Source organism: Brevibacillus centrosporus (assembly GCF_003710815.1).
Classification (GTDB): Bacteria; Bacillota; Bacilli; order Brevibacillales; family Brevibacillaceae; genus Brevibacillus; species Brevibacillus centrosporus.
In genome coordinates this window covers 80,419-100,955 of record NZ_RHHP01000003.1, presented here as the reverse complement: position 1 = coordinate 100,955, position 20,537 = coordinate 80,419, and the positions used below count along the sequence as shown (strand labels likewise).

General features: G+C 52.0%; 21 protein-coding genes. 13 read left to right on the top strand and 8 right to left on the bottom strand.

Annotated elements, in window-relative coordinates; genetic code table 11:
• Window positions 1-6: 6 nt before the first annotated feature.
• Window positions 7-147 (bottom strand): hypothetical protein, encoded by a 141-nt coding sequence (locus EDM55_RS30165; protein ID WP_170184377.1) that lies wholly within the window; start codon window positions 145-147, stop codon window positions 7-9.
• 138 nt (window positions 148-285) lie between these two features.
• Complete coding sequence (locus tag EDM55_RS04915; protein ID WP_122959747.1) at window positions 286-1,326, bottom strand: DctP family TRAP transporter solute-binding subunit; 1,041 nt, start codon at window positions 1,324-1,326, stop codon at window positions 286-288.
• Between the two features lie 124 nt (window positions 1,327-1,450).
• Here EDM55_RS04915 and EDM55_RS04910 point away from each other — a divergent pair, with 124 nt between their 5' ends.
• The 9 genes from EDM55_RS04910 to EDM55_RS04870 all read left to right on the top strand — a co-directional run bounded on the left by EDM55_RS04910 (window position 1,451) and on the right by EDM55_RS04870 (window position 11,924).
• Window positions 1,451-3,019: an ATP-binding protein gene (locus EDM55_RS04910; protein ID WP_092266520.1), complete on the top strand. Its 1,569-nt coding sequence runs from the start codon at window positions 1,451-1,453 to the stop codon at window positions 3,017-3,019.
• Between the two features lie 41 nt (window positions 3,020-3,060).
• Window positions 3,061-3,732 carry a response regulator gene (locus tag EDM55_RS04905; RefSeq protein WP_246070901.1) on the top strand — a complete coding sequence of 224 codons (672 nt, stop codon included), beginning with the start codon at window positions 3,061-3,063 and terminating at the stop codon, window positions 3,730-3,732.
• A 20-nt stretch (window positions 3,733-3,752) separates the two neighbouring features.
• A complete protein-coding gene (locus EDM55_RS04900) occupies window positions 3,753-5,123 on the top strand; it encodes a sigma-54 interaction domain-containing protein (protein WP_092266187.1) in 1,371 nt (456 codons plus the stop codon).
• A gap of 156 nt (window positions 5,124-5,279) precedes the next feature.
• Window positions 5,280-6,920, top strand: coding sequence for a peptide ABC transporter substrate-binding protein (locus tag EDM55_RS04895; protein WP_307723926.1), 1,641 nt, complete (start codon window positions 5,280-5,282; stop codon window positions 6,918-6,920).
• 15 nt (window positions 6,921-6,935) lie between these two features.
• Window positions 6,936-7,865 carry a S66 peptidase family protein gene (locus tag EDM55_RS04890; RefSeq protein WP_092266185.1) on the top strand — a complete coding sequence of 310 codons (930 nt, stop codon included), beginning with the start codon at window positions 6,936-6,938 and terminating at the stop codon, window positions 7,863-7,865.
• Complete coding sequence (locus tag EDM55_RS04885) at window positions 7,862-9,079, top strand: M20 metallopeptidase family protein (protein WP_092266184.1); 1,218 nt, start codon at window positions 7,862-7,864, stop codon at window positions 9,077-9,079. The genes EDM55_RS04890 and EDM55_RS04885 overlap by 4 nt, the downstream gene beginning before the upstream one ends.
• A gap of 98 nt (window positions 9,080-9,177) precedes the next feature.
• A complete protein-coding gene (locus tag EDM55_RS04880) occupies window positions 9,178-9,624 on the top strand; it encodes a Dps family protein (RefSeq protein ID WP_373863291.1) in 447 nt (148 codons plus the stop codon).
• Between the two features lie 893 nt (window positions 9,625-10,517).
• The gene (gene coaA, locus EDM55_RS04875) at window positions 10,518-11,456 is read left to right on the top strand and encodes a type I pantothenate kinase (protein ID WP_246011056.1); all 939 of its coding nucleotides are present in this window, start codon (window positions 10,518-10,520) and stop codon (window positions 11,454-11,456) included.
• A gap of 18 nt (window positions 11,457-11,474) precedes the next feature.
• Complete coding sequence (locus tag EDM55_RS04870; RefSeq protein ID WP_122924280.1) at window positions 11,475-11,924, top strand: 2-thiouracil desulfurase family protein; 450 nt, start codon at window positions 11,475-11,477, stop codon at window positions 11,922-11,924.
• 101 nt (window positions 11,925-12,025) lie between these two features.
• Here the strand turns inward: EDM55_RS04870 and EDM55_RS31260 are convergent, their stop codons facing one another.
• Window positions 12,026-12,904, bottom strand: a complete 879-nt coding sequence (locus EDM55_RS31260; protein ID WP_122959745.1) for an SRPBCC family protein — start codon at window positions 12,902-12,904, stop codon at window positions 12,026-12,028.
• 37 nt (window positions 12,905-12,941) lie between these two features.
• Window positions 12,942-13,415, bottom strand: coding sequence for a MerR family transcriptional regulator (locus EDM55_RS04860; RefSeq protein WP_122959744.1), 474 nt, complete (start codon window positions 13,413-13,415; stop codon window positions 12,942-12,944).
• Between the two features lie 301 nt (window positions 13,416-13,716).
• On the opposite strand from EDM55_RS04860, the gene EDM55_RS04855 reads away from it, so the two are divergent.
• Window positions 13,717-14,109 (top strand): class I SAM-dependent methyltransferase, encoded by a 393-nt coding sequence (locus EDM55_RS04855; RefSeq protein WP_259676068.1) that lies wholly within the window; start codon window positions 13,717-13,719, stop codon window positions 14,107-14,109.
• A gap of 64 nt (window positions 14,110-14,173) precedes the next feature.
• Here EDM55_RS04855 and EDM55_RS04850 read toward each other — a convergent pair whose 3' ends face one another.
• Together EDM55_RS04850 and EDM55_RS04845 are read right to left on the bottom strand one after the other, a co-directional pair.
• The gene (locus EDM55_RS04850) at window positions 14,174-14,698 is read right to left on the bottom strand and encodes a hypothetical protein (RefSeq protein WP_122959742.1); all 525 of its coding nucleotides are present in this window, start codon (window positions 14,696-14,698) and stop codon (window positions 14,174-14,176) included.
• 279 nt (window positions 14,699-14,977) lie between these two features.
• Window positions 14,978-15,448: an NUDIX hydrolase gene (locus tag EDM55_RS04845; protein WP_092266176.1), complete on the bottom strand. Its 471-nt coding sequence runs from the start codon at window positions 15,446-15,448 to the stop codon at window positions 14,978-14,980.
• Window positions 15,449-15,562: 114 nt separating this feature from the next.
• Between EDM55_RS04845 and EDM55_RS04840 the strand changes: the two genes are divergently transcribed.
• Window positions 15,563-16,219, top strand: coding sequence for an FMN-binding negative transcriptional regulator (locus EDM55_RS04840; protein WP_170184376.1), 657 nt, complete (start codon window positions 15,563-15,565; stop codon window positions 16,217-16,219).
• Here EDM55_RS04840 and EDM55_RS04835 read toward each other — a convergent pair.
• Window positions 16,200-17,069, bottom strand: coding sequence for a LysR family transcriptional regulator (locus EDM55_RS04835; RefSeq protein WP_122959740.1), 870 nt, complete (start codon window positions 17,067-17,069; stop codon window positions 16,200-16,202). The two genes, EDM55_RS04840 and EDM55_RS04835, sit on opposite strands and share 20 nt — an antisense overlap.
• A gap of 245 nt (window positions 17,070-17,314) precedes the next feature.
• Between EDM55_RS04835 and EDM55_RS04830 the strand changes: the two genes are divergently transcribed.
• Window positions 17,315-18,595, top strand: coding sequence for an NCS2 family permease (locus EDM55_RS04830; protein WP_170184379.1), 1,281 nt, complete (start codon window positions 17,315-17,317; stop codon window positions 18,593-18,595).
• A gap of 45 nt (window positions 18,596-18,640) precedes the next feature.
• Here the strand turns inward: EDM55_RS04830 and EDM55_RS04825 are convergent, their stop codons facing one another.
• A complete protein-coding gene (locus EDM55_RS04825; protein ID WP_170184375.1) occupies window positions 18,641-19,603 on the bottom strand; it encodes a carbon-nitrogen hydrolase family protein in 963 nt (320 codons plus the stop codon).
• 145 nt (window positions 19,604-19,748) lie between these two features.
• Here EDM55_RS04825 and EDM55_RS04820 point away from each other — a divergent pair, with 145 nt between their 5' ends.
• The gene (locus EDM55_RS04820) at window positions 19,749-20,495 is read left to right on the top strand and encodes a helix-turn-helix transcriptional regulator (RefSeq protein ID WP_092266171.1); all 747 of its coding nucleotides are present in this window, start codon (window positions 19,749-19,751) and stop codon (window positions 20,493-20,495) included.
• Window positions 20,496-20,537 lie beyond the last annotated feature (42 nt).

The window sequence follows — 20,537 nt, the reverse complement described above, 5'->3', positions numbered from 1 at the left end:
GTGGCCTTATGTCGCGCAATGCTGCGCAGCTGCCTGCACAAATCGTTCGCTCGCCGCTTGCTCTTGCTCCGCAGCGATTCCGGTTTCCGACAGAATATCGGACAGCGTCATTCCCCATTTTGGCGGCAGGGATCGGCTGCTGTGCAACGTGAAGGCAACCCGCAGGCACTGAGCACAAAAGCGGTAGGGAACGTGGCAAAAAAGGAAGTCCTTCGCCCATCGTAAGGGCCGGCGCAGTCGATGCTCCCCGGAAAGGATCTGATTCCATTATATAAGCGATCCAATTCACCTGGGAAGCTTGTGAAGCTCTTTGATTTGATCCATAAGCGGCTTGCCGATGGAGGGGGCGAACTGATCGTAGACAGGCTGGAGAGCTTGACGCCACATGGCACGCTCTTCCTCCGTCTGTTCGTGAATTTCCATAACCTTCATTTCTTTGAGCTTTTCAAACTGGCTCTCATTCATGGATACGGACAGTTCATTGTTAAACTGTGTCGCTTCTGCCAACGCCTCTTCAATCGCCTTTTGAATATCCGCAGGAAGCTTGCTCCAGAAAGACTGGTTCATGATCACAACGTAGCCTAAATAGTTGTGGTTGCTGACGGTCATATGACTCTGGACCTGATAGAGCCGTTTGGTATAGACGTTGGAAATCGTATTTTCCTCCCCGTCGACTTTTCCGCTGGCGAGCATACTGTACAGATCGTTAAAGGAAGAGCCGATCGGAATGGCATGGAGTGTACGGAACTGGGCATCCAGCACTTCGCTGGGAATGATCCGGATTCGCTGCGAGTAAAAGTCGTCCGGCGTGATCATCGGACGATTGGCCGTGATCTGCTTGAAGCCATTCGCCCAGAAAGCCATGCCTTTCATATTGGACTGGTTCAGGGTAGAGAACAGCATCCGGCCGATCTCTCCGCGAAAGGCTTCATCGACATCCTTTTGATCGCGGAAGACATAAGGCAGCTCGAGAACCGCCCACTGTGGAATCGTACCGGATAAATGCGAGAAGGCGGGAGCAATCATCTGGATTTCGCCTTTGACCAAGGCGGGAATCTCCGTTTTTTCAGAATGCAGCGTACTGTTGGGAAAGACCTGTACCTCGACTCGGCCTTTTGTCTTCGCTTTTACCAGCTGGGCAAAGCGGTCGACCGCCAGTCCCTTCGGCGTGTTTTCGGCGACGACGTGACTAAATTTTATAATAATGCGCTCTGAGAGCTTCTCTTGCTCCTCGTCATAGCTCCATTTTGCAAGAGAGAGATCCTGACCAAACCCAATGACGACGGCACTGATCAGACCGAGCAGGACAAACACAAAGGATTTCATAGAAGCCACCCACTTAGCATGAGTTGATTTGCTGGGAGTACTGTACCAAAATATAGGGTAGCAAGCAATCATCTCGGAAGGAAGAGACTTTTTGTTCAAACGCTTGAGCATTAAATGGAAAATTATGCTGCTCTCGATTGGGATCGTTCTGTTTTCTTTGCTGATCGGCGGCCTGATTCTGATCGGTGGAGTGATTCGCCTGACAGAGACTCAGCTGGGCCAGCGCTTGATGACGACTGCTCGTACCGTAGCGGAGATTCCCAATGTCCAGAAAAGCATTCAGGAAGCGGATGGCTGGAAGACGATCAGCCCGACTGCACGCAGGCTACGCATCGTCAATGACGTCACCTATATCGTGGTGCTGAACAAGGATCGTGTCCGTTACTCAGATCCGCTGGATGAGCGCATTGGTACGGTGTTTCAAGACCCTGCCGTAGAAGCAGCGTATGCCGAGCACTCGTACTTGCAAAAGGTGAGGGGCGAGATGGGGGTGGCGCTGCGGGCGTATGTGCCGATCATGGACGATCAGCATCAGCAGGTAGGCGTGGTTCTCGTCGGCCGTGTCATGCCAGGAGTATGGGAAATCATGCAGGGCGAGCGTGCCAATATCGTCATGACGTTTTTTCTTTCCTTGGTATTTGGAGTGTGGGGTTCGTATCGGCTTGCCCGCCATATGAAGAAGCAGATGTTTGATCTGGAGCCGGATGAAATCGCTCGTATCCTGGTCGAGCGGACAGCGACCTTTCATGCGATGCATGAGGGGGTCATCGCGATTGACAACCACGAGCGGATTACGATATTCAACGATCGCGCCAAGCAGATCTTCGGTATCGATAACGACATCGAGGTGCTAGGCAAGCCGATTCGTTCCATTTTGCATGACACGAGACTGCCAGAGGTGCTGGAGCTGCAAACGAACTTCACGAATACGGAAATCCACGTAGGAAATACCCTGCTGTGGTCCAATCGTTTTCTGATCCGGGTGGAAGAGAAGGTCGTAGGTGCATTGGCGATTTTCCAGGATCGCACGGAGGTGGCCCGGATGGCGGAGGAGCTGACAGGGGTCAAGGAGTTCGTGGGAGCCCTGCGCGTCCAAAACCACGAGCATATGAACAAGCTGCACACGATCGCAGGCTTGCTCCAGCTCCAGGAGTACGACAAGGCGCTTGCTTATCTGTTTGAAGTCCACGATCAGCAGGAGGAGCTGACCTCCTTTTTAAGCAGCCAGATTGCGGACGAGAATGTATCCGGCCTCTTGCTCGGCAAAGTGAGCCGGGGCAGAGAGCTGGGCATCCGTGTCACGATTGACCGGTTCAGCCATTTGGAGCAATTTCCTCCCTATATGGATCATCACAGCTTTGTGCTCATTCTGGGGAACCTCATCGAAAATGCCTTTGACTCCTTGGAAAAGAGTGATCGCCCCGACAAGGAAATCACCATCAGCATCGAGCAGGACAGCGAGATCTGCTCCCTATTGGTAGAGGACAATGGAGACGGTATGGACGAAGAGACACTGTCGCGTATGCTGGAGCGCGGGTATTCCACCAAAGAAAGGCAGCATCGGGGACTGGGCCTGTATCTGGTGCATCAGCAAGTGAAAAAAGGAAGAGGGGAGCTGTCCTGCCAGTCTCGGCAAGGAGAAGGGGCAAGCTTTCTCATTACGTTTCCTATGAAGGAGGTGGACGAGCAGTGAAAGAGGAAGTGATACGGGTAGTCGTCATCGAGGATGATCCGATGGTGCAGGAAATCAATACGCAGTTCATCGAGCGTGTCGCAGGCTATCAGGTTGTGGGCGTTGCCGGAAATGGCGCAGAGGGAGTGAGGCTGGTTGGGGAGCTGTCGCCCGATCTGGTTGTCATGGATGTGTTCATGCCTGTCCAGGACGGGTTAAAAGCACTGGCACAGCTGCGTGCCAATAACGAGGCCGTTGATGTCATCGTCATCACCGCTGCAAAGGACAAGCCGACCATCCAGGCGATGCTGCGAAATGGAGCGGTGGATTACATCATCAAGCCCTTCCAGTTCGAGCGGATTCGGCAATCTCTCGAATCGTACCGGCAGTACCGTCTACAGCTGGGACAAGGCGGCTTTGCCTCGCAGGAGGAGGTGGATCGTCTCCTGTTTCGCAAAACGTCCGAGCCGGCCGGTCGAGCTGGCGATGCAGCTCGGGAAACAGAGGCATTGCCCAAGGGATTGCACGCTGTTACACTGGATCAAATAGCACGTCAATTGGCCGAGGAAAGCCAGTCTCTCTCTGCCGAAGAGGTAGCTGAGCGCGTCGGGATCGCACGGGTAACAGCCAGACGCTATCTGGACTATCTGGTGAAGGTCGGACAGGTACGACTGGACGTCAGCTACGGTGGAATCGGCAGACCGACCAATCGTTACATCCAGGTGCACAAATAATAACGGGAGGGGGCAGCCAGATGATCGATCATGAGGCCGTCCTGGGTTCGCTGTTTGACATGGTCCATGTCACGGACGCGCAAGGCAAGACGCTCTACTGCTCGAGCGGATATGCAGAGTACTTCGGCATCGATCCACAGGATATGCTCGGCAAGCCCATCGAGGATTTTTTTCACAAAGGTCTCTTATTACCCACGATTACCATGCGTGTGATTCGGGACAGGAAAAAGGTGCAAACGATTCAGACTACCATCCGCAACCGCAAGCTCTTCGTGGAGGGAACCCCGATCTGGGATCAGGAGGGCAGCTTAAGCGGGGTCGTGCATACGTACGTGGACATCACGGATCAGGACAAGCTGGAGCAAGGGCTGAATGAAATCAAATACATTGGGACACTTTACCAAAGTGAAATCACCAAGGAGAGAGGGCGGCAAAAGGGAAATACCGCTCTGATCTACCGCAGCCCTTCCATGCAGCAGGTTGCCGCTATGGCGGAAAAGCTAGCGCAGGTGGAGTCCTCCATGATCCTGCTGGGAGAGTCCGGCGTCGGCAAAGGCGTACTCGCGAAATACATTCATGAGTGCAGTCCCCGCACGCACAAGCCTTTTGTGCATATCAACTGTGGTGCCATTCCGGAGACGCTGCTGGAATCGGAGCTGTTCGGCTACGCAAAAGGGGCGTTTACAGGCGCGGATAAAGACGGCAAATCAGGATTGATTGAAAAGGCGAACGGGGGCACTCTATTTTTGGACGAGATTGGTGAACTTCCGCTCAATTTGCAAGTGAAGCTGCTGACGGTACTGCAAGAGAAAATGATCACCCCGATTGGCAGCTCCGTACCGAGAAAAGTGGACGTCAAGCTGATCACGGCAACGAATAAAAACCTGCGGCAGATGGTGAGGGACGGCAAGTTTCGCGAAGATCTGTACTACCGGATTCACGTCGTGCCGCTGGAGATCCCGCCGCTGCGAGAACGAAGAGAAGAAATTCCCGTGCTCGTTCATTACTTTCTCGGCGTCTTTTCCGAAAAGTACAGCCTGGATCGGCAGCTCAGCGACCAGTGCTACCGCATCCTTGAGGACTACGACTGGCCCGGAAATGTTCGCGAGCTGGAAAATGTGGTGGAGAGACTGGTTGTGACTTCGCATGAAGAGGTGATCACCCCGGCCCAGATCCCGCGATACATCCATGCTCAGGAGGCGAGTGCGAGTCAGGGAATAAAGGTGGAGCGGGTCATGCAAATGCAGGAAGCGATGGAGGAGGTGGAGAAGCAGCTGATGCAGCGCGCCTTTGACATCCATAAGACGTCGATAAAGGTAGCGGAAGCGCTCGGAATCAGCCAGCCTTCTGCCAGTCGAAAGCTGCGTAAATGGGTATTCTCTCGTGAATAGTCGTATTCAGCGTGGAATAGTGAGAAACTACAAGCTGACCGGGCGTTTGGGAGAATCCGTATTCTCCGTTGAATAGGCTGATCACGAATCAAAAGGAATTCGGATTGGCATCGTTTTTGCAAAATTGAAACAGTAATCATGGAAAAGAGGGATGACTTGTCGTTTCTATTTACCTTGATTCGTTCTGGAAGCATCATGGCGACCTTGCTGATAGCGAGCATGGCAGGTGATGGAGCAGCACACGCTGCGGCATCCCCTCTCTCTCATTCGCCAGCTGCAGAGCAGAGGGAGCCTGAGAAAAGCGTGCCGCAAGTGCTGCGTATGAACGCGGAGGAGCCAGCAACGCTCGATCCTACCTTTGCGGAGGATTCTACCTCTGGAGCGATTATCTACGCTATTTTTGACGGACTGACACGATTGAACGACAAAGGGGAGCCGATCTTATCGATGGCCTCAGGCATGGAGGTTTCTGCTGATAAGCTGACCTATACCTTTACGCTCAGAGACGCTAGATGGACGAACGGTGATAGAGTCACGGCTCACGATTTTGAATTTGCTTGGAAGCATGCACTGGACCCGAAGACAGGATCGCCAGCTTCCTATCGGTACTATGTCCTGAAAAATGGGCAGGCGTTTACGATGGGAAAGGCAAAAGCGGAGGAGGTAGGGGTCAAGGCACTCGACGACAAGACACTGCAGGTCAGGCTGGAGCATCCTTCTCCGTTTTTTTCGACCACAGCTGCTTTTCTTCCGGCGATTCACCAAGAGACGGTGCAGGCCAATGAAAAATGGGCGAACGACCCGAAGACGCTGGTCAGCAATGGACCGTTCAGGCTTGCAGCGTGGGAGCATAAGAATAAAATCGTCCTGACAAAGAGCGACACCTATTGGGAAAAGGATGTCGTGAAGCTTGCGCGAATCGAGTTCTCCATGATTGCGGATCCCAGCACAGAGCTTGCCATGTTTGAAAATGGCGATCTCGACTGGGCGGGAGGTCCGATCAGCGCACTGCCTGTCGATGCTGTAGAGCCTCTCAAGCGGGAAGGCAGGCTGAGGAGCCAGGCAAAGGCCAGTTCCTACTACCTGCGCTTCAATGCCGAGCGTCCACCATTTACGAATGCGAAAATACGTAAAGCCTTTGCCTATGCCATCAACCGGCAAGAGATTGCCGAGTATATCGGTCAGGCAGGCCAAAAGCCGTTGATGGGCATTACCGCGTACACGGCCAGTCTGAAGCCAGACGGTTTTTTTGCAGACAATCAACCCGAAGAGGCGAAAAGGCTGTTGGCCGAAGGAATGCGGGAGCTCGGCATCACGAAGCTCCCGCCGATCACTTATCTCTACAATACGTCCGATCGAAACAAGGCCATCGCAGAAACGCTGCAGGCAAAATGGAAAAACGTCCTGGGTGTGGAGGTCAAGCTGCTAAACAAAGAGACCAAGGTATATCTGGACGATCAGGAGCAAGGCAAGTTTGCGATCACCCGATCTGGCTGGGCAGCGGATTACAACGACCCGATCAACTTTTTGCAGAAGTTCAAAGATAAGTACAGCGCAACCAACATTACGCGCTGGCACAGCCCCGCCTATTCCGGGCTGATACAAAAGGCATACGCAGAGTCAGATGCAGAAAAACGAGCCCAAATCCTGTTGGAAGCCGAAGCGTTGTTGATGGAGGAAATGCCGGTAACAGGCATTTTCAGCGACGTAAACACCTGGGTGCAGAGCGACAAGGTCAAAGGTGTGCGAATCCATCCACTCGGCAAAATCGACTTCAAATGGGCATATATGGACTAAGAGGAGAAATGCGGGATGAACAAAGGAAAAGCGTTGCGTGCAGGTGACACGATTGGAGTAGTTGCCACTTCGAGTCCGGCGACAGAAGAAGTGCTCGTCAAATCGATAGCAGCCTTGGAGGACTTCGGGTTCAAGGTGAAAGTCTCCGGTACATGCCGGGAAACGTATGGAGGCTATCTTGCAGGAACTCCCCAGCAGCGCGCGTTTGAGCTGAATGCGATGTTTGCGGATGAGGAAGTAGACGGAATCATGTGCATGCGGGGCGGATATGGGGCTCCTCAAATCCTGAACTACCTCGATTACGATTTAATCGCGCAAAACCCAAAGCTGTTCATCGGCTATAGCGATATTACTGCCCTGCATTCGGCATTTGGGCAGCATGCGAGTCTGGCAACGCTGCACGGCCCGATGGCGACCTCTGATATTGCACACGGTCTGAACGACTGGACCAAGCAATACTTGCTGCGCGCGATGACACGTCCAGAGCCATTGGGAAAAATCGTCAACCCGCCAGGTGAAGAGATCTCGTGTCTGGTGGAAGGTCAGGCAAGCGGTCAGGTCGTGGGTGGAAATCTGGCATTGGTCGCTGCATTGATGGGCACCCCTTACCAAGTGGATACAAAAGGAAAGCTGCTGTTTCTCGAAGATATCGACGAGGAGCCGTACCGAATCGATCGCATGCTGACACAGCTGGCTCTTGGCGGCTTGTTCGACGATTGCGCAGGGGTGATCATCGGGACGTGGACGGATTGCTTGCCGAAAAAACGGGACGGCTTCAGCGTTCTGGATGTCTTTCAAAACATCGTCGTACCGTATGGAAAACCTACGCTCTGGAATGTGCAGATCGGACACGGCACGACCAATATGGCTCTGCCTTTCGGGGTGGAAGCAAGTCTGGATGCAACGGGCTGCGAATTGACGATCGAGGAGAGTGTGACGGTATGAGTACAGAACAAACCGCTCGCATTTGGCGACAAGCGCAGGAGATTTTACCGTGGCTGACAGAGGTTCGCCGTGATTTTCACCAGTACCCCGAATTTGGCATGGAGGAGTTCCGCACACAAGAGCAGATCATTCGTTACCTGGAGGAAATGGGGATTCCTTATTACAAGTCCGCTGGCACGGGAGTCGTCGGGCTGATCGAAGGGGCGATGACTGGCGCGGTCGTCGCGCTTCGCGGGGACATGGATGCCCTGCCGATTGATGAACGCAACGAGACGCCCTACCGCTCGAAGGTTCAAGGAAAAATGCACGCCTGCGGACACGACGCCCACATGACCTGCCTTTTGGGAGCGGCGCGGATTCTGAACGATTCCAAGCAGGAGCTGGCAGGAGTCGTCAAACTGTTCTTCCAGCCGGCTGAGGAAACGGTAGGCGGAGCATTGCCGATGATTCGTGAGGGCGTGCTGGAAAATCCGCGCGTCGAGGCTGCTTTCGGCCTGCACGTCTCAGCTGATCTGCCGGTGGGGAAAATCGCCGTGAAATACGGGCAGATGAATGCTGCATCGGACGATCTGCATATCACGGTGCGTGGAGAGAACGGACATGGCGCCTATCCGCATAAAGGGAAGGATGCCATCGTGATTGCGGCTCATGTGATCACAGCTCTGCAGACCATTGTCAGTCGCAACGTAGATCCGCGTGAGGCAGCAGTGATTACCTTGGGCGTCATCTCCGGCGGCACGGCATCGAATATTTTGGCGCAGGAAGTGAAGCTGACGGGAACGATCCGCACACTGGATAAGAACGTCCGGGCTTTTGTAAAAGAGCGCGTGTGCGAGGTAGCCGATTTGACAGCACGCAGCCTGGGGGGCGAGGCAGATGTTTTCTTCGAGGAAGGGTACACCTCTCTGATCAATGACAGTGAAATGGTGGATCAGGTAAAACGCTGCGGGGAAGCGCTGCTAGGGGCAGAAAACGTTCGCGTAAACGATTTTCCGATGATGGGAGTAGAGGACTTCGCTTTCTTTGCGGAGCATGTTCCGAGTGCCTTTTACCATTTGGGCGTACGCAATGAGGAAAAGGATTGCGTATACCCGGTGCACCACCCGCGCTTCGATCTGGATGAAAAGAGCCTGGCTGTCGGAGCAGCGATGCAAGCCTTCAATGCCATGACCTTTTTGCAGGAGCGCGCAAAGCGTCTGCAGACGGAAAAGTAAACGGCTCCCAGAGGATAACGAGTATATCTGGGGGTGGACGGCGGCACAATACAGACGATCTACCTATTCCCATGGAAAGAAGGTGCGTCTCTTTGAGCATGACGATGACCCGTCCTGTGACTGAGGTATTGAACAAACAGGTGGCCAACTGGTCGGTGATGTATATAAAGCTCCATCACTTTCACTGGTATGTGCAAGGCCCGAATTTTTTTACGCTGCATGCCAAGTTCGAGGAGCTTTACAACGAAGCCGCCCAGTACGTGGATGATCTGGCAGAACGCCTTTTGGCTGTCGGAGGTAAGCCTGTCTCGACGATGAAATCCTGTATGGAGAACGCGTCCATCAAGGAAGCAGCTGGTGGAGAGTCTGCTGACCAAATGGTGCAAGCGGTCGTAAGCGACTTTACGACTATGGTCAGTGAACTGAAAGAAGGAATCACAGCTGCTGAGGCGGCTGATGACGAAGCCACAGGCGACATGTTTTTAGGCATGACTGAGACGCTGGAAAAACACGTCTGGATGCTGAAATCGTTTTTAGGCAAATAATCGTGAGGGACAAAAAGGCGAGCTGATGCCAGGTAGTGCTGGTATTGGCTTGTCTTTTTCAACGTATAGGAATTTATAAAATTTGGGATAGCTACAGGGCTGGCCCTTTTTCAACAGTCTCCTAAGGAAGCAAGAGAGAACGAATTCGTCAACTATTATTCTTGATGTGCTATGAAACTGGAGAAATCGCGTTGGGAGTTGTTCGGAGCTTTCAAGCAACGGACGAATGAGATCCTACAGTGCTACTTCAATTCGGCTACGAGCTGTGCGGAAGTCTCATGTATCCTGAATATTGCAAGGGGGTGCATAGTTATGAATACCAGCTTTCAGATATCCGCTAAAGAATAAATAACCGTTAGGGTAAACCCTAACGGTTATTTGTGTAAATCATTAAGAAGGCAGGGAGAGGAAAAGCTGGACGAGGAAAAGGGAGAAAAAAGCGAAGATCTTTGGGGCCCGGCCGAGGTGGAATGAAAAAAGAGAAACACGGTTTTAAGCGTCCACTTCTGAACAGCATCATGAATCCGCCACTTTGGACGCGGTTTCCCTTTTTTCATGGAACCGTGCAGGAATGACCCCTCAGCAAGGGAACCAAGAAGCTGGAGCGTTTTCTCCCTTTTCCGCTCCTCCACTACAGCCCCACCGACCACCAAACCAAAGGACGCGGTGCACTTTCCGCGTTTTACTTACTATGCAGAGATAGGAAGATCATGGTATCAGGCGAGTTCACTCTTCCCAGTATGAGTCTCCATCCAAGGTTTTCTCGATCGTGAAAATGCTTTTCTGCGGTAATGAGGACAACCCCCTTGTTCCCAAGAGTCGTCCGCTGGTGTAAACTAGCTGTGTGATGATAAAAAGAAAGCACTTTCATGCAGGAAAGGATGTACGTTCCCATGGCATCACCATACGTTACGTTTAACCGCGAGCAGTGGAGAGCTCTGCGGGCTTCCACGCCGCTAACCATATCTGACGAGGAACTAGCCTGTTTGCAGGGCGTGAACGAGAATATTTCCATGACAGAAGTAGCGGAGATTTACTTGCCTCTTTCACGCCTGCTCAATTTGCATGTAGGTGCCACTCAGGAGCTGTACCAGGCGACCCATATGTTTCTTGGGAATCAAGACGGGAAAGTCCCGTTTATTATCGGGATTGCCGGCAGCGTGGCTGTAGGCAAAAGCACGACTGCGCGGATTCTGCAAACGCTGCTGTCCCGCTGGCCAAACCACCCCAAGGTAGATCTGGTGACGACAGACGGTTTTTTGTATCCAAACCGTGTGCTGGAAGAGCGGGGGATCATGAAACGCAAAGGTTTCCCCGAAAGCTATGACTTGCGCAAGTTCATACGTTTCCTGTCCGATGTGAAGTCAGGGATTCCAGAAGTAAAAGCACCTGTATATTCTCATTTGGTTTACGATATTGTCCCTGACGAATGGCAAATGGTTCGCCAGCCCGACATCCTGATCGTCGAAGGGCTGAACGTGCTGCAGCCGCCAAGAGATACGGATAAAGATCAGCGCATCTCGGAAGTGATCGTTTCCGATTTCTTTGACTTTACAATTTACGTTCATGCCGATGAAAAAGATATTCGCCATTGGTACGTCGAGCGCTTCAAGCTGCTGCGGCAGACGGCGTTTTCCAATCCATCCTCCTACTTCCGCCGCTATGCGAGCCTCTCTGATGAAGAAGCTACGGAAGTCGCGACAGGCATCTGGCAAGAAATCAACGGAGCCAATCTCCGCCAAAATATTTTGCCAACCCGTGTCCGTGCGCAGCTGATTCTCGATAAGGGGCAGGATCATATGGTGCAGAGTGTAAAACTTCGCAAGCTGTAGAGGAGAGTGCGGGGAACTATGAAAATGATCAGTGCCTGCTTGATCGGCTGTGAGTGCCGTTACGATCAAAAGTCTTGCCGCGACCAGGAGCTGGAGCAGCTGCTGCGAGAAGGCAAGGTGATTCCGGTATGTCCAGAGCAGCTGGGAGGATTGCCTACCCCTCGTCCGCCAGCCGAGATCGTGGGAGGAGACGGCTTTGACGTATTGGACGGTAAAGCACGCATCGTCGATCAAAAAGGAAATGACGTAACGGAAGAATTTCTCGCTGGGGCACGCCAGGCTTTGAAGCTGGCTCAAACCGTGGGAGCCACGTCTGCGATTTTGAAAGAAAACAGTCCATCCTGTGGCAGCACGTTCGTATACGATGGGACGTTTTCTGGCAAAAAGGTGACGGGGACAGGTTTGACAGCAGCACTATTTCGCCGGCATGGCATCGAAGTACAGTCGGAGCAAACGCATGGGGAATAAAATCGAGCTGCCTTTCTAAAAGCGTGAAAAAGGGTCCACCTGGTGGTTTGTCCAGGTCTGGACCCTTTTTGTTTGATACACTACACTACCCCTTGCGACTATCAATCAGCGGAAGACAGTCCTTTCAAAACTGCACGGAGCCTGTCTAAATTTTGTTCGTTCGCTTCCTCGCATATGGGCTTGAGATTGTTGTAGTCCTCTGCGGTTTCGAAGGTTTGGCGGAAAGTAATCTCGGTCCCGCCGCTGACGTCCGCAAATGTGGCGGTCAGAATAAAGTGGGGTCTGGATTCGTGCCGGAGGACAATACGATCTTCGCTGACTTCGTGAAACACATTTCGATTTGGGAAGTTGGCCCCCTCCGGCCCGTGCATGGTGAACTCCCAGATGCCTCCTGGGCTGGCATCAAACGTATGAAAGGTGTTTGTGAATCCGTTTGGGCCCCACCACTGGGCGAGCAGCGCAGGCTCTGTCCAAGCCCTGTAGACGAGGCTGCGAGGGGCAGGCAGTGTCCGGCGAGACAGAAGCTCGAAGCGGTCGGGATGGCTTTCCCCGAGAGAGATGCCGAGAAGATCCAGCATTTCATGCGTGCCCTGTTCACGCTGCGCTGGAGTGTCGTGCCCATCGAAAAACACTCCTTGTTCGGTGAATAACAGCTTCACGCCTTCAGCGGTGGGCATAAATTCGACAGTCGCGATGGAGACGGATATCCGGATATCCTCCTGGTCCAGGCTATAGGTATAGACGAGGCGTTCATTCGGCACGATTTCCTGGTAGAGAGCCTCGAAGGTAAAGACAGGTCCACCTGGGGGACCCCCGCGGCTAACTTCACGGCCACCGACGCGGAAATCGAACTCCTCAGCTGGCTGAAACCAGCGAGCTTTGGCGTTTTGCTCCGACCACGCCGCAAAGACACGTTCCAAGGTAGCGCGGTACATCCGCTCAATTTTGAAAGTAGAGTGAGTGGTAAAGCGTTGGCTCATCCAAAAAACCTCCCTGTAGGAAAATGTATCTCCCAAATTATTTATCATTTAGAAATTCGCCGAGCAAATCCAAATGGCGTTCCCAGTTTAGCCGATGCGCAATCACGTATTTCTCCTGGCTTTGCTTCATCGATTCGAGAAGGGAAAGAAAGGCATCAATGGAAAGTGGCTCTTGCTGGTTCATTTTTTCAGCTACACGCTCGAGCTCAGCCAGAAGCTTTTGCTGGATTTTTATTTGCTTTCGGACACGCTCGATTTGAATCGATACGATTTCGGACGAGCTGTATGTTTGACCTTCCAAAACCCTTTTTATTTCTTCCAGGGATAATCCCAAATCCTTGAGAGACAAGATCTTCTGCAGCCGCTGGATATCCGCTTCGTTATACATGCGATGACCTGAATCGGAATGCTCGGACGGTGAAAACAAGCCGATCTGATCGTAATAACGCAGAGTGCGGACAGTAAGTCCAGTCAAACTGGCAAGATCCCCGACTTTCCAATGCTGTTGCATAATCCACTCCTTTCAAGGCGCTAGCTGCTTACCGGTGACTTTAGCTTAAAACCTGACGTCGCGTAAGGTGCAAGAGGGTTTTTGAACGTGTAGGAATTTATAAGCGTTTTACGATTATGAATTCCGGAGCGCATGACGAAGTGCCTCAGCGTCCGATTCTGGCATTACTTCGGTAAAACTTTCCGCTAAAATGCGGTCGCTCTTCCTTGAACAGGCCTCGATAGAGGTTTTCTTATCTTTTTTTCAAAAAGGATTGACCTTAACGCCGCGTGAAGCCCTACGATGAAAAAGAAAAAACGTTCTGGCCAAGCAAGGCTTTGCTGTAACGGCTATGGATTTTGCTCCTGCCGGTCTGGAAAAAGCCAAACGACTGGCAAAGGAACTGGGAACGACGCTCCATACGGTGGAAGGTGATATCAATCAAATTCTTCTTACGGAGCCTGTTGACCTGCTTTATTCGATAGGAGCCTTGCAATATATTCATCCCGAAAATCGGGCCAAACAATTCAAGCAGTGGCAGGAATGCACCGCGCCGGCCGGTTTGCATGTCCTATTTGCCTTCACCCGGCATCCCGAGGTGGAGATCGCTCCGGACTGGGAAACTGTACACACGGAAGAAATGATTTTTGATTGCCAATCGAGCGGAATCCCGCTTCGTCATGCCGCGAGGATTCTCGTCTCGAGAAAATCATAGGAAATACGCAAGCTCTCATTCTTTTGTCGGAGAGCTTTTTTTTCCTTTTGTCCATCAAGTAATGCTACAGCCTGCTTACAAATCTTGCGACATCCTCCGCACGATCCTGAAGAGATTGCCAATCATGCCAGATCGACATGCCAAAATAGTAGGAAGCGAGGACAGGAAGGAAAAGAATGTTGGTATGGATAAGATACTTGCGCAGGACCAACCAGCAGAGCCAAACGTATGACAGCATGATGACAGAAAAAACAATTTCATCCTCTTCGTTTGCCATGGAACGGATTTCTCTTTCCATCCTGGAAAACACATGCTGAACATCTTGATCATATTGCATTCGCTCCAACTTCTCGCTGGGGGTACCGAATGTGTACAGATCCCCTTTTTGGCCATCAATCACTTTGTCGAACTCGATCTGATACATGTACCCTGTAAACAGAGAACGCTGTGACCAAGCATCTTCATTGAATTGCCTGTTTTGATCCTTCACCGCATTCCATGTGACGAGTGCACCAATGAGATACAAAACGATAGCAGCCAATTGCCAATACGTTTTATTTTCGACCTGGACTTTTTGCAGGGGAAGCAATCTTATCAAATCCTTTGTAATTTTTACATATTATACCATATTACATTTTTTCGATCTTCCTTCTTTTGAAAAAGAAAGACTCTTTAAAAGGGGGATACTGATGAGCGTAAATGCCTTATTGCACGAATAGAAATTCCTGCATCAAATTCTCTTCTCGATCGTTCGGAAAATGAAAAAGGATCAGGCGACGCAGTGGGCGTGGGAGCAGTATCCGTGTGAGCTGACTGTCGGGCATATCGTGGAGTCCAGTCCGCCAAAGCGGTTGTTTGAACGGCTCGGCTAAGGCTCTCGCACAACGAGATGCCGTGGATGGGCGGGAAGATCTGTGAGCGCTGTCCGTAGAAAAGCAGGGTACAGGCTTGTCTGGGGAAGCTGAGATAGTGGAGTCCACTGGAAAATCAGGCGCGGACCTTCTGCTCCATAAAAGGCAGCGTCCGTATCGGGAATCTGTGTATCCTCCGAGTCGATCAGGTAGTATAGACCGAATTCATGGTAGGGCTGTTCGGCGTAGGTAAAGAAGTTTTCTACCGACCACAGGAGATCGCCGACCTTGACCTTGATCCCCAGCTCTTCCAGCAGCTCCCGGGAAAGGCTTTGGCGAGAATCCTCGCCCATCGCGACTCGGCCACCGGGAAGAGACCAGGTTTGCTCCGAGTGCAGACGATGCAACAGGACTCGTCCACTGCGGATCCATACGGCAGCCACCCGATAATTGAACACGCCTTCGTGAGTGCGAAAAACAAGATCCATGACGCACATGCCTCCTTCGAAAATCATGAATTGACCTCGCCCGTTCCAACGAAATTGCCCCTAGCAGAATGCTGTCTGCATGCTACGATGGGGAAAAAGGGAGTGAACGACAGGATGTATACACCAGCACATTTTGAAGTAACACAGCGAGAGGAGATGGTTGCTTTCATGCAGCAGCATCCGTTCGCCCTGCTGATTTCGGCAGGAGGCGGAGAGCCGGAAGCAACCCATATTCCTCTGGAGGTAGAGCAACGGGGCGAGGAGCTGTACCTGACAGGACATATTGCGCGCAACAACTCCATTGGCGACATGCTTGAGCAGGCGGAAGCTTCGGTCCTGGCTGTTTTTCAGGGAGCGCATGCGTACATATCTTCCTCTTGGTACAGCCAGCCAAACGTGCCGACCTGGAACTATATGGCGGTACACGCCTACGGACATGCACGGATCGTTCGCGAACAGGCGAAGATCACCGAGATGATGCAAGCGCTGCTGATCAAGTATGAGCAAGGGCAAGCAGCACCGGTCAAATGGGATGCCGTGCCGGAAAAGCTCATGGATGGTTTGCTCAAGGGGATCACTTGTTTTGAAATCAAGGTCGAGCGCATGGAGGCGAAATACAAGCTGAGCCAGAACCGCAGCCAGCAGGATCGATTGGCCATCATCTCCCGCTTGGAAACAGGCAGTGAAGGGGAACGAGAAGTCGCAGCCGCGATGCGCATGATCGAGCAGGCACAGGAAAATCGCGTATTTGTTACGAAAACATCTCAATAAATCGCTTGGTAGCCTTGGACAGATGTCGTCCGGTTTGCCAGACGACAGCGGCAGATGATGTGATGGAGGTTCCGGCGATCTCGATGGCATGGATTTGCTCGCTGCGGTGCGTCTCCCATGCCGAACGAGGGACAATAGAGGCACCGACCTTGGCCGCGACCATGCTGACGATGAGGGAGATGTCAGGGCACTCGCAGATGACATGCGGCTCGACGCCAAGCCGGGAAAACTCCTTCACAATCAGATCGTAAATCCCGAGACCAGGGATGCTCGGCATGATGAGAGGGACCTCGGCGAGATCTCGCATCTGGATCTGCTGGAGGGAGGCGTGCGGGGTGTCAGCTGGCACAATCAGCACGAACGATTCCTCTTCCAGCGGGATCGTGGTGCAGTTCGTCAGGGAATGAGGTAAGCGGACGATGGCGACTTCGATCGTCCGACGCTCCAGCCATTGATTGAGCAGCTGGGTGTCGCCCTTCCAGACTTTGTAGGTAATGCGTGGATATCGTTGTTGAAACAGGCGGATTTGCTCAGGGAGGAAGTAGGCGGATAAAGCGCTTACACCAATGGACAGGCTCCCTCGAATTCCTTCGCCTGTTTCTTTTACTTCAAAGAGCGCTTCTTCCATCTGATGAACGATGCTGAGCGCTTGCCGGTAAAGGATATGGCCAGCTTCCGTGAGCTCCATGCGCTTTCCGGAGCGTTCCACCAGTATGACACCCAGTTCCTCCTCCATTTGCTTGAGCTGCTGGCTTAAAGGCGGTTGAGCCATGTTGAGGCGCTTGGCAGCACCCGTAATCTGTCCTTCCTCCGCGATGGCAATAAAGTAGCGCAGCTGACGTATATCCATAGGTGTCCCTTCTTTCAACCAAGTACATTACTATATGATTTCGATATGGAAAACAGAGTTACTGGATATTTTTCATATTGATCTCTCTATGATAGCATAATCTGCATCACATGACTTGTACAGTAAGAATTTATAAGATTCTTATCCAGTATAAGCGCAACTAAGGCTCCGCCAATAGACTTGGCGTAGCCAAGTTTTCTAAGAAAAGATACAACGGAAAGAAGGGACGATTTGTGCGTACGTGGATGGAGAATATTTTTCACCTGCGCGCTTGCGACACGACGATCAGACGAGAATTAATGGCTGGCTTTATCAGCTTTGTCACTATTGTCTACATTGTTGCCGTAAACGCTTCGATCTTGCAGGATGCGGGGATTCCTATGGAGGCAGGCATACTCGCTACCGTTTTCACTGCCTTTGCCGGGGCGCTGCTGATGGCCTTTTGGGCGAATGCGCCGATTATACTGGTTCCTGGGATGGGGATCAATGCGTTGTTCACATATACGCTGTGCCATACGATGGGGCTCTCCTGGCAGGAAGCTTTGGCTGCGGTTTTTGTTTCGGGAATTTTGTTTGCCGTGATTGCATTCACTCGGGCTGCGACCGTACTCTCCCGCGCCATTCCAGCTTCCCTCAAAGAAGCGATTACAGTCGGGATTGGCCTGTTTCTCACCTTTATCGGCCTGCAAAAGGGTGGCTTGATCGTGACGAACCCGTCCACCTTTGTGGCATTGGGGGAATTGTCCAGTCCGCATGTGATTGTGACACTGGCGACTCTGGTCATTACCTTGATTTTGTTTGTACGCAACGTGCCAGGTAACTTCCTGATCGGAATTGCGGCAGGTACCGGGCTTGGCTTTTTGTTTGGGATCGTTACGCCAGGCGGTGGCAGCTCGTTTTCCTTTGCTGAATACGCAAATGTCTTTTCCGGCTTCTCTTTTGGCGGAATTTGGACGCTGCCATTTTGGATCGCGACGTTTTCGCTGGCGATGGTCATCGTCTTTGAAAATATCGGGTTGATCCATGGACATACGGCGATGGCGGGACAGCCACAGAAGTTTCGCAGGGCGCTTCAGGCAAATGCTGTATCTGCGGCGTTGTCGGGAATGCTGGGAAGCAGCCCAACCGTAGCGACAGTCGAGAGTGCTGCCGGGATCGCTGCAGGCGGACGGACAGGGCTCACCTCGCTCGTGACAGGCGCGCTTCTGCTGGGCTCACTGGGACTCATTCCGGTGGTGAAAATGATCCCGGATGGCGCCATCGCTCCGGTCCTGATCATCATTGGTGCATTGATGCTGCAAAACGTGCAAAACATCAATCTGAAGGACTTCTCAGAGGGCTTCCCTGCCTTTTTGATCATTGCGATCATCCCGTTGTCTTACAGCATTGTGGACGGTATCGCCTTTGGGTTTGTCGCGTACCCGCTCTTGAAGCTGGCTTTGGGCAAAAGAAGAGAGGTACCTGCTCTCATGTACGTCATTTCCGGGCTGTTCCTGCTCAATCTGGTATTGCCCGTCCTTACGTAGAAAAACCACTGGTGAACCTTCCACCAGTGGTTTCTTTTGGGAGAACTAGCTGCGTACAGGCTGCACTTTTTCTTCGCTGCCTCGATACTTCTCGATGTCTGCAGGTGTTTTCGGGTATGGCTTTTGCAAAGTCTGATAGACAGCTGCCTTTGTAAGGTCGGCGGCATAGCATTCATCCACCTCAATGCCGGATTCCTTAAAGCCCTTGAGCATTTTCAGGAAGCCGAACATGCCGAGCGATCCGTTTTCCCGGACACGGCGCACTTCATCCAGATTCAGATAAACGATCGTGAAGGACTCGGAGTCGCCGAGCTCCTCGATAATTCTGCCCTCAGGGTCTACGGCTACCGAGTGGCCCATTCCGATTGGGTTCGGATGATTGATGCTGACGACAAAGCACTGATTTTCGATGGCACGGGTGATAGCGATCGGAAGGTTGTTTCTCGTTCCCCCGATCCAATCCCCTTGCAGGGTTGGCTTGATAATTACCTCCGCGCCCTTCAGCGCGAGATTGCGCGCAGCCTCGGGATAGTGACCATCTGCACAGATCATGAAGCCGACCTTGCCGATATTGGGAATCTCGTAGACAGGAAAATCGCTCCCGGGCTTTGATTGCTCGAGCGGATAAGGAATAAACACTTTTCTGTACTTCATGACGATCTCTCCTTCGGGAGAAATCAAAATGGCGGTATTGTAGGCTTCATCACTATTCTCAGCGCGTTCCTGCAAAGAGCCGGGGGCGAGCCATTTTTTATGCTGCTTGGCTTTTTCACAAAGCAAATCTGTCAGTGGTCCGGGGATGGTCTCTGCCATCTGCAGCCAGTTCACCGGGTCTAGACCGTTTAGGTACAATTCGGGAAAAGCGATCAGATCAACCGCCGGATTCATCCCGGCAATCGTATCGACATAATAGGCAAGCTTCTCGTAATTTTCTCGTTTTCGTGCCTCCAGATCAGGGTTTGTGCTAGGGGAAGCGATTTGAACCAGTGCCAGATTTAAATAGCTCATAGTGTCACTCCTCGTCGATAGGCTTACCTCCATTATGGAAAAACGGGTTTGCTTCGAACAATTACCCGATCGGGTAATCTTTTGTTCGAAGAAAATTTGCTATAATACAAGGACAGGGAAGATTTGTGGCTGGGAGTGATTCTTTATGGAAGCGTTCTCAAACAGGGATTACCAAAATGTGCTTGCTTTCATGGACGATATGGCTGGCTCTGTCGAAGATTTCCGCCATCGAGCTCTGCAGTCCTTTGAAAGACGCTTTGGCTTGTACAGGGCAAACTTTTGGATGGTCAATGAGCATGACGAGCTCATCCGGCCCGTCATGCACAATATCGATGACAACGCCATGGACAGCTACCTTTCCTCCTGCTACCAGCACGATATACTAATGCCGCACAAGGTTGTTCAACGCTTAGGCGATCACCATGTTCTGCGCATTCATGACGTGCTGTCTGAAAATGAGTACAAGGAAAGCGAATACTATCATGAGTTTATGTCTCGCCACAACTATTATCATCAGATGGTGGCCTACCTGATAAACGATGGGCAGATGCTCGGCAGTATCGCGTTTGTCCGTTCGCAAAAAGAAAGCCCGTTTCAAGAACGAGAGCGGATGTGCCTCGAGCTTATCGCCCGTTTCCTGAGCCGAAGCATGGCTCCCCTCATGCTCTCCAAACCGGAGGCTTCCGCCAAATCCGGACAGGAGAGGGAGTTGACCGCGAAAGAGCAGGAGGTGCTTGCGCTCGTGCAGAAAGGCTACGGAAACGATGCGATCGCTGCGCGGCTGTTTGTCAGTATCAATACGGTGAAAAAGCATCTGCAAAGCATTTACCGCAAGTTTAACGTCACGAATCGTACGAGCTTGTGCTATAAAATACATGCGGAAAACAGTTGAAGCCCTCGCCACGGTTATGCACCGGCGAGGTTTTTCTCTTAT

Coding starts and splice junctions, on each gene's coding strand:
- EDM55_RS04915 (WP_122959747.1), bottom strand. CDS start 1,326: ATGAAATCCTTTGTGTTTGTCCTGCTCGGTCTGATCAGTGCCGTCGTC.
- EDM55_RS04910 (WP_092266520.1), top strand. CDS start 1,451: ATGCTGCTCTCGATTGGGATCGTTCTGTTTTCTTTGCTGATCGGCGGC.
- EDM55_RS04905 (WP_246070901.1), top strand. CDS start 3,061: ATGGTGCAGGAAATCAATACGCAGTTCATCGAGCGTGTCGCAGGCTAT.
- EDM55_RS04900 (WP_092266187.1), top strand. CDS start 3,753: ATGATCGATCATGAGGCCGTCCTGGGTTCGCTGTTTGACATGGTCCAT.
- EDM55_RS04890 (WP_092266185.1), top strand. CDS start 6,936: ATGAACAAAGGAAAAGCGTTGCGTGCAGGTGACACGATTGGAGTAGTT.
- EDM55_RS04885 (WP_092266184.1), top strand. CDS start 7,862: ATGAGTACAGAACAAACCGCTCGCATTTGGCGACAAGCGCAGGAGATT.
- EDM55_RS04880 (WP_373863291.1), top strand. CDS start 9,178: ATGACGATGACCCGTCCTGTGACTGAGGTATTGAACAAACAGGTGGCC.
- coaA (WP_246011056.1), top strand. CDS start 10,518: ATGGCATCACCATACGTTACGTTTAACCGCGAGCAGTGGAGAGCTCTG.
- EDM55_RS04870 (WP_122924280.1), top strand. CDS start 11,475: ATGAAAATGATCAGTGCCTGCTTGATCGGCTGTGAGTGCCGTTACGAT.
- EDM55_RS31260 (WP_122959745.1), bottom strand. CDS start 12,904: ATGAGCCAACGCTTTACCACTCACTCTACTTTCAAAATTGAGCGGATG.
- EDM55_RS04860 (WP_122959744.1), bottom strand. CDS start 13,415: ATGCAACAGCATTGGAAAGTCGGGGATCTTGCCAGTTTGACTGGACTT.
- EDM55_RS04845 (WP_092266176.1), bottom strand. CDS start 15,448: ATGGATCTTGTTTTTCGCACTCACGAAGGCGTGTTCAATTATCGGGTG.
- EDM55_RS04840 (WP_170184376.1), top strand. CDS start 15,563: ATGTATACACCAGCACATTTTGAAGTAACACAGCGAGAGGAGATGGTT.
- EDM55_RS04835 (WP_122959740.1), bottom strand. CDS start 17,069: ATGGATATACGTCAGCTGCGCTACTTTATTGCCATCGCGGAGGAAGGA.
- EDM55_RS04830 (WP_170184379.1), top strand. CDS start 17,315: ATGGAGAATATTTTTCACCTGCGCGCTTGCGACACGACGATCAGACGA.
- EDM55_RS04825 (WP_170184375.1), bottom strand. CDS start 19,603: ATGAGCTATTTAAATCTGGCACTGGTTCAAATCGCTTCCCCTAGCACA.
- EDM55_RS04820 (WP_092266171.1), top strand. CDS start 19,749: ATGGAAGCGTTCTCAAACAGGGATTACCAAAATGTGCTTGCTTTCATG.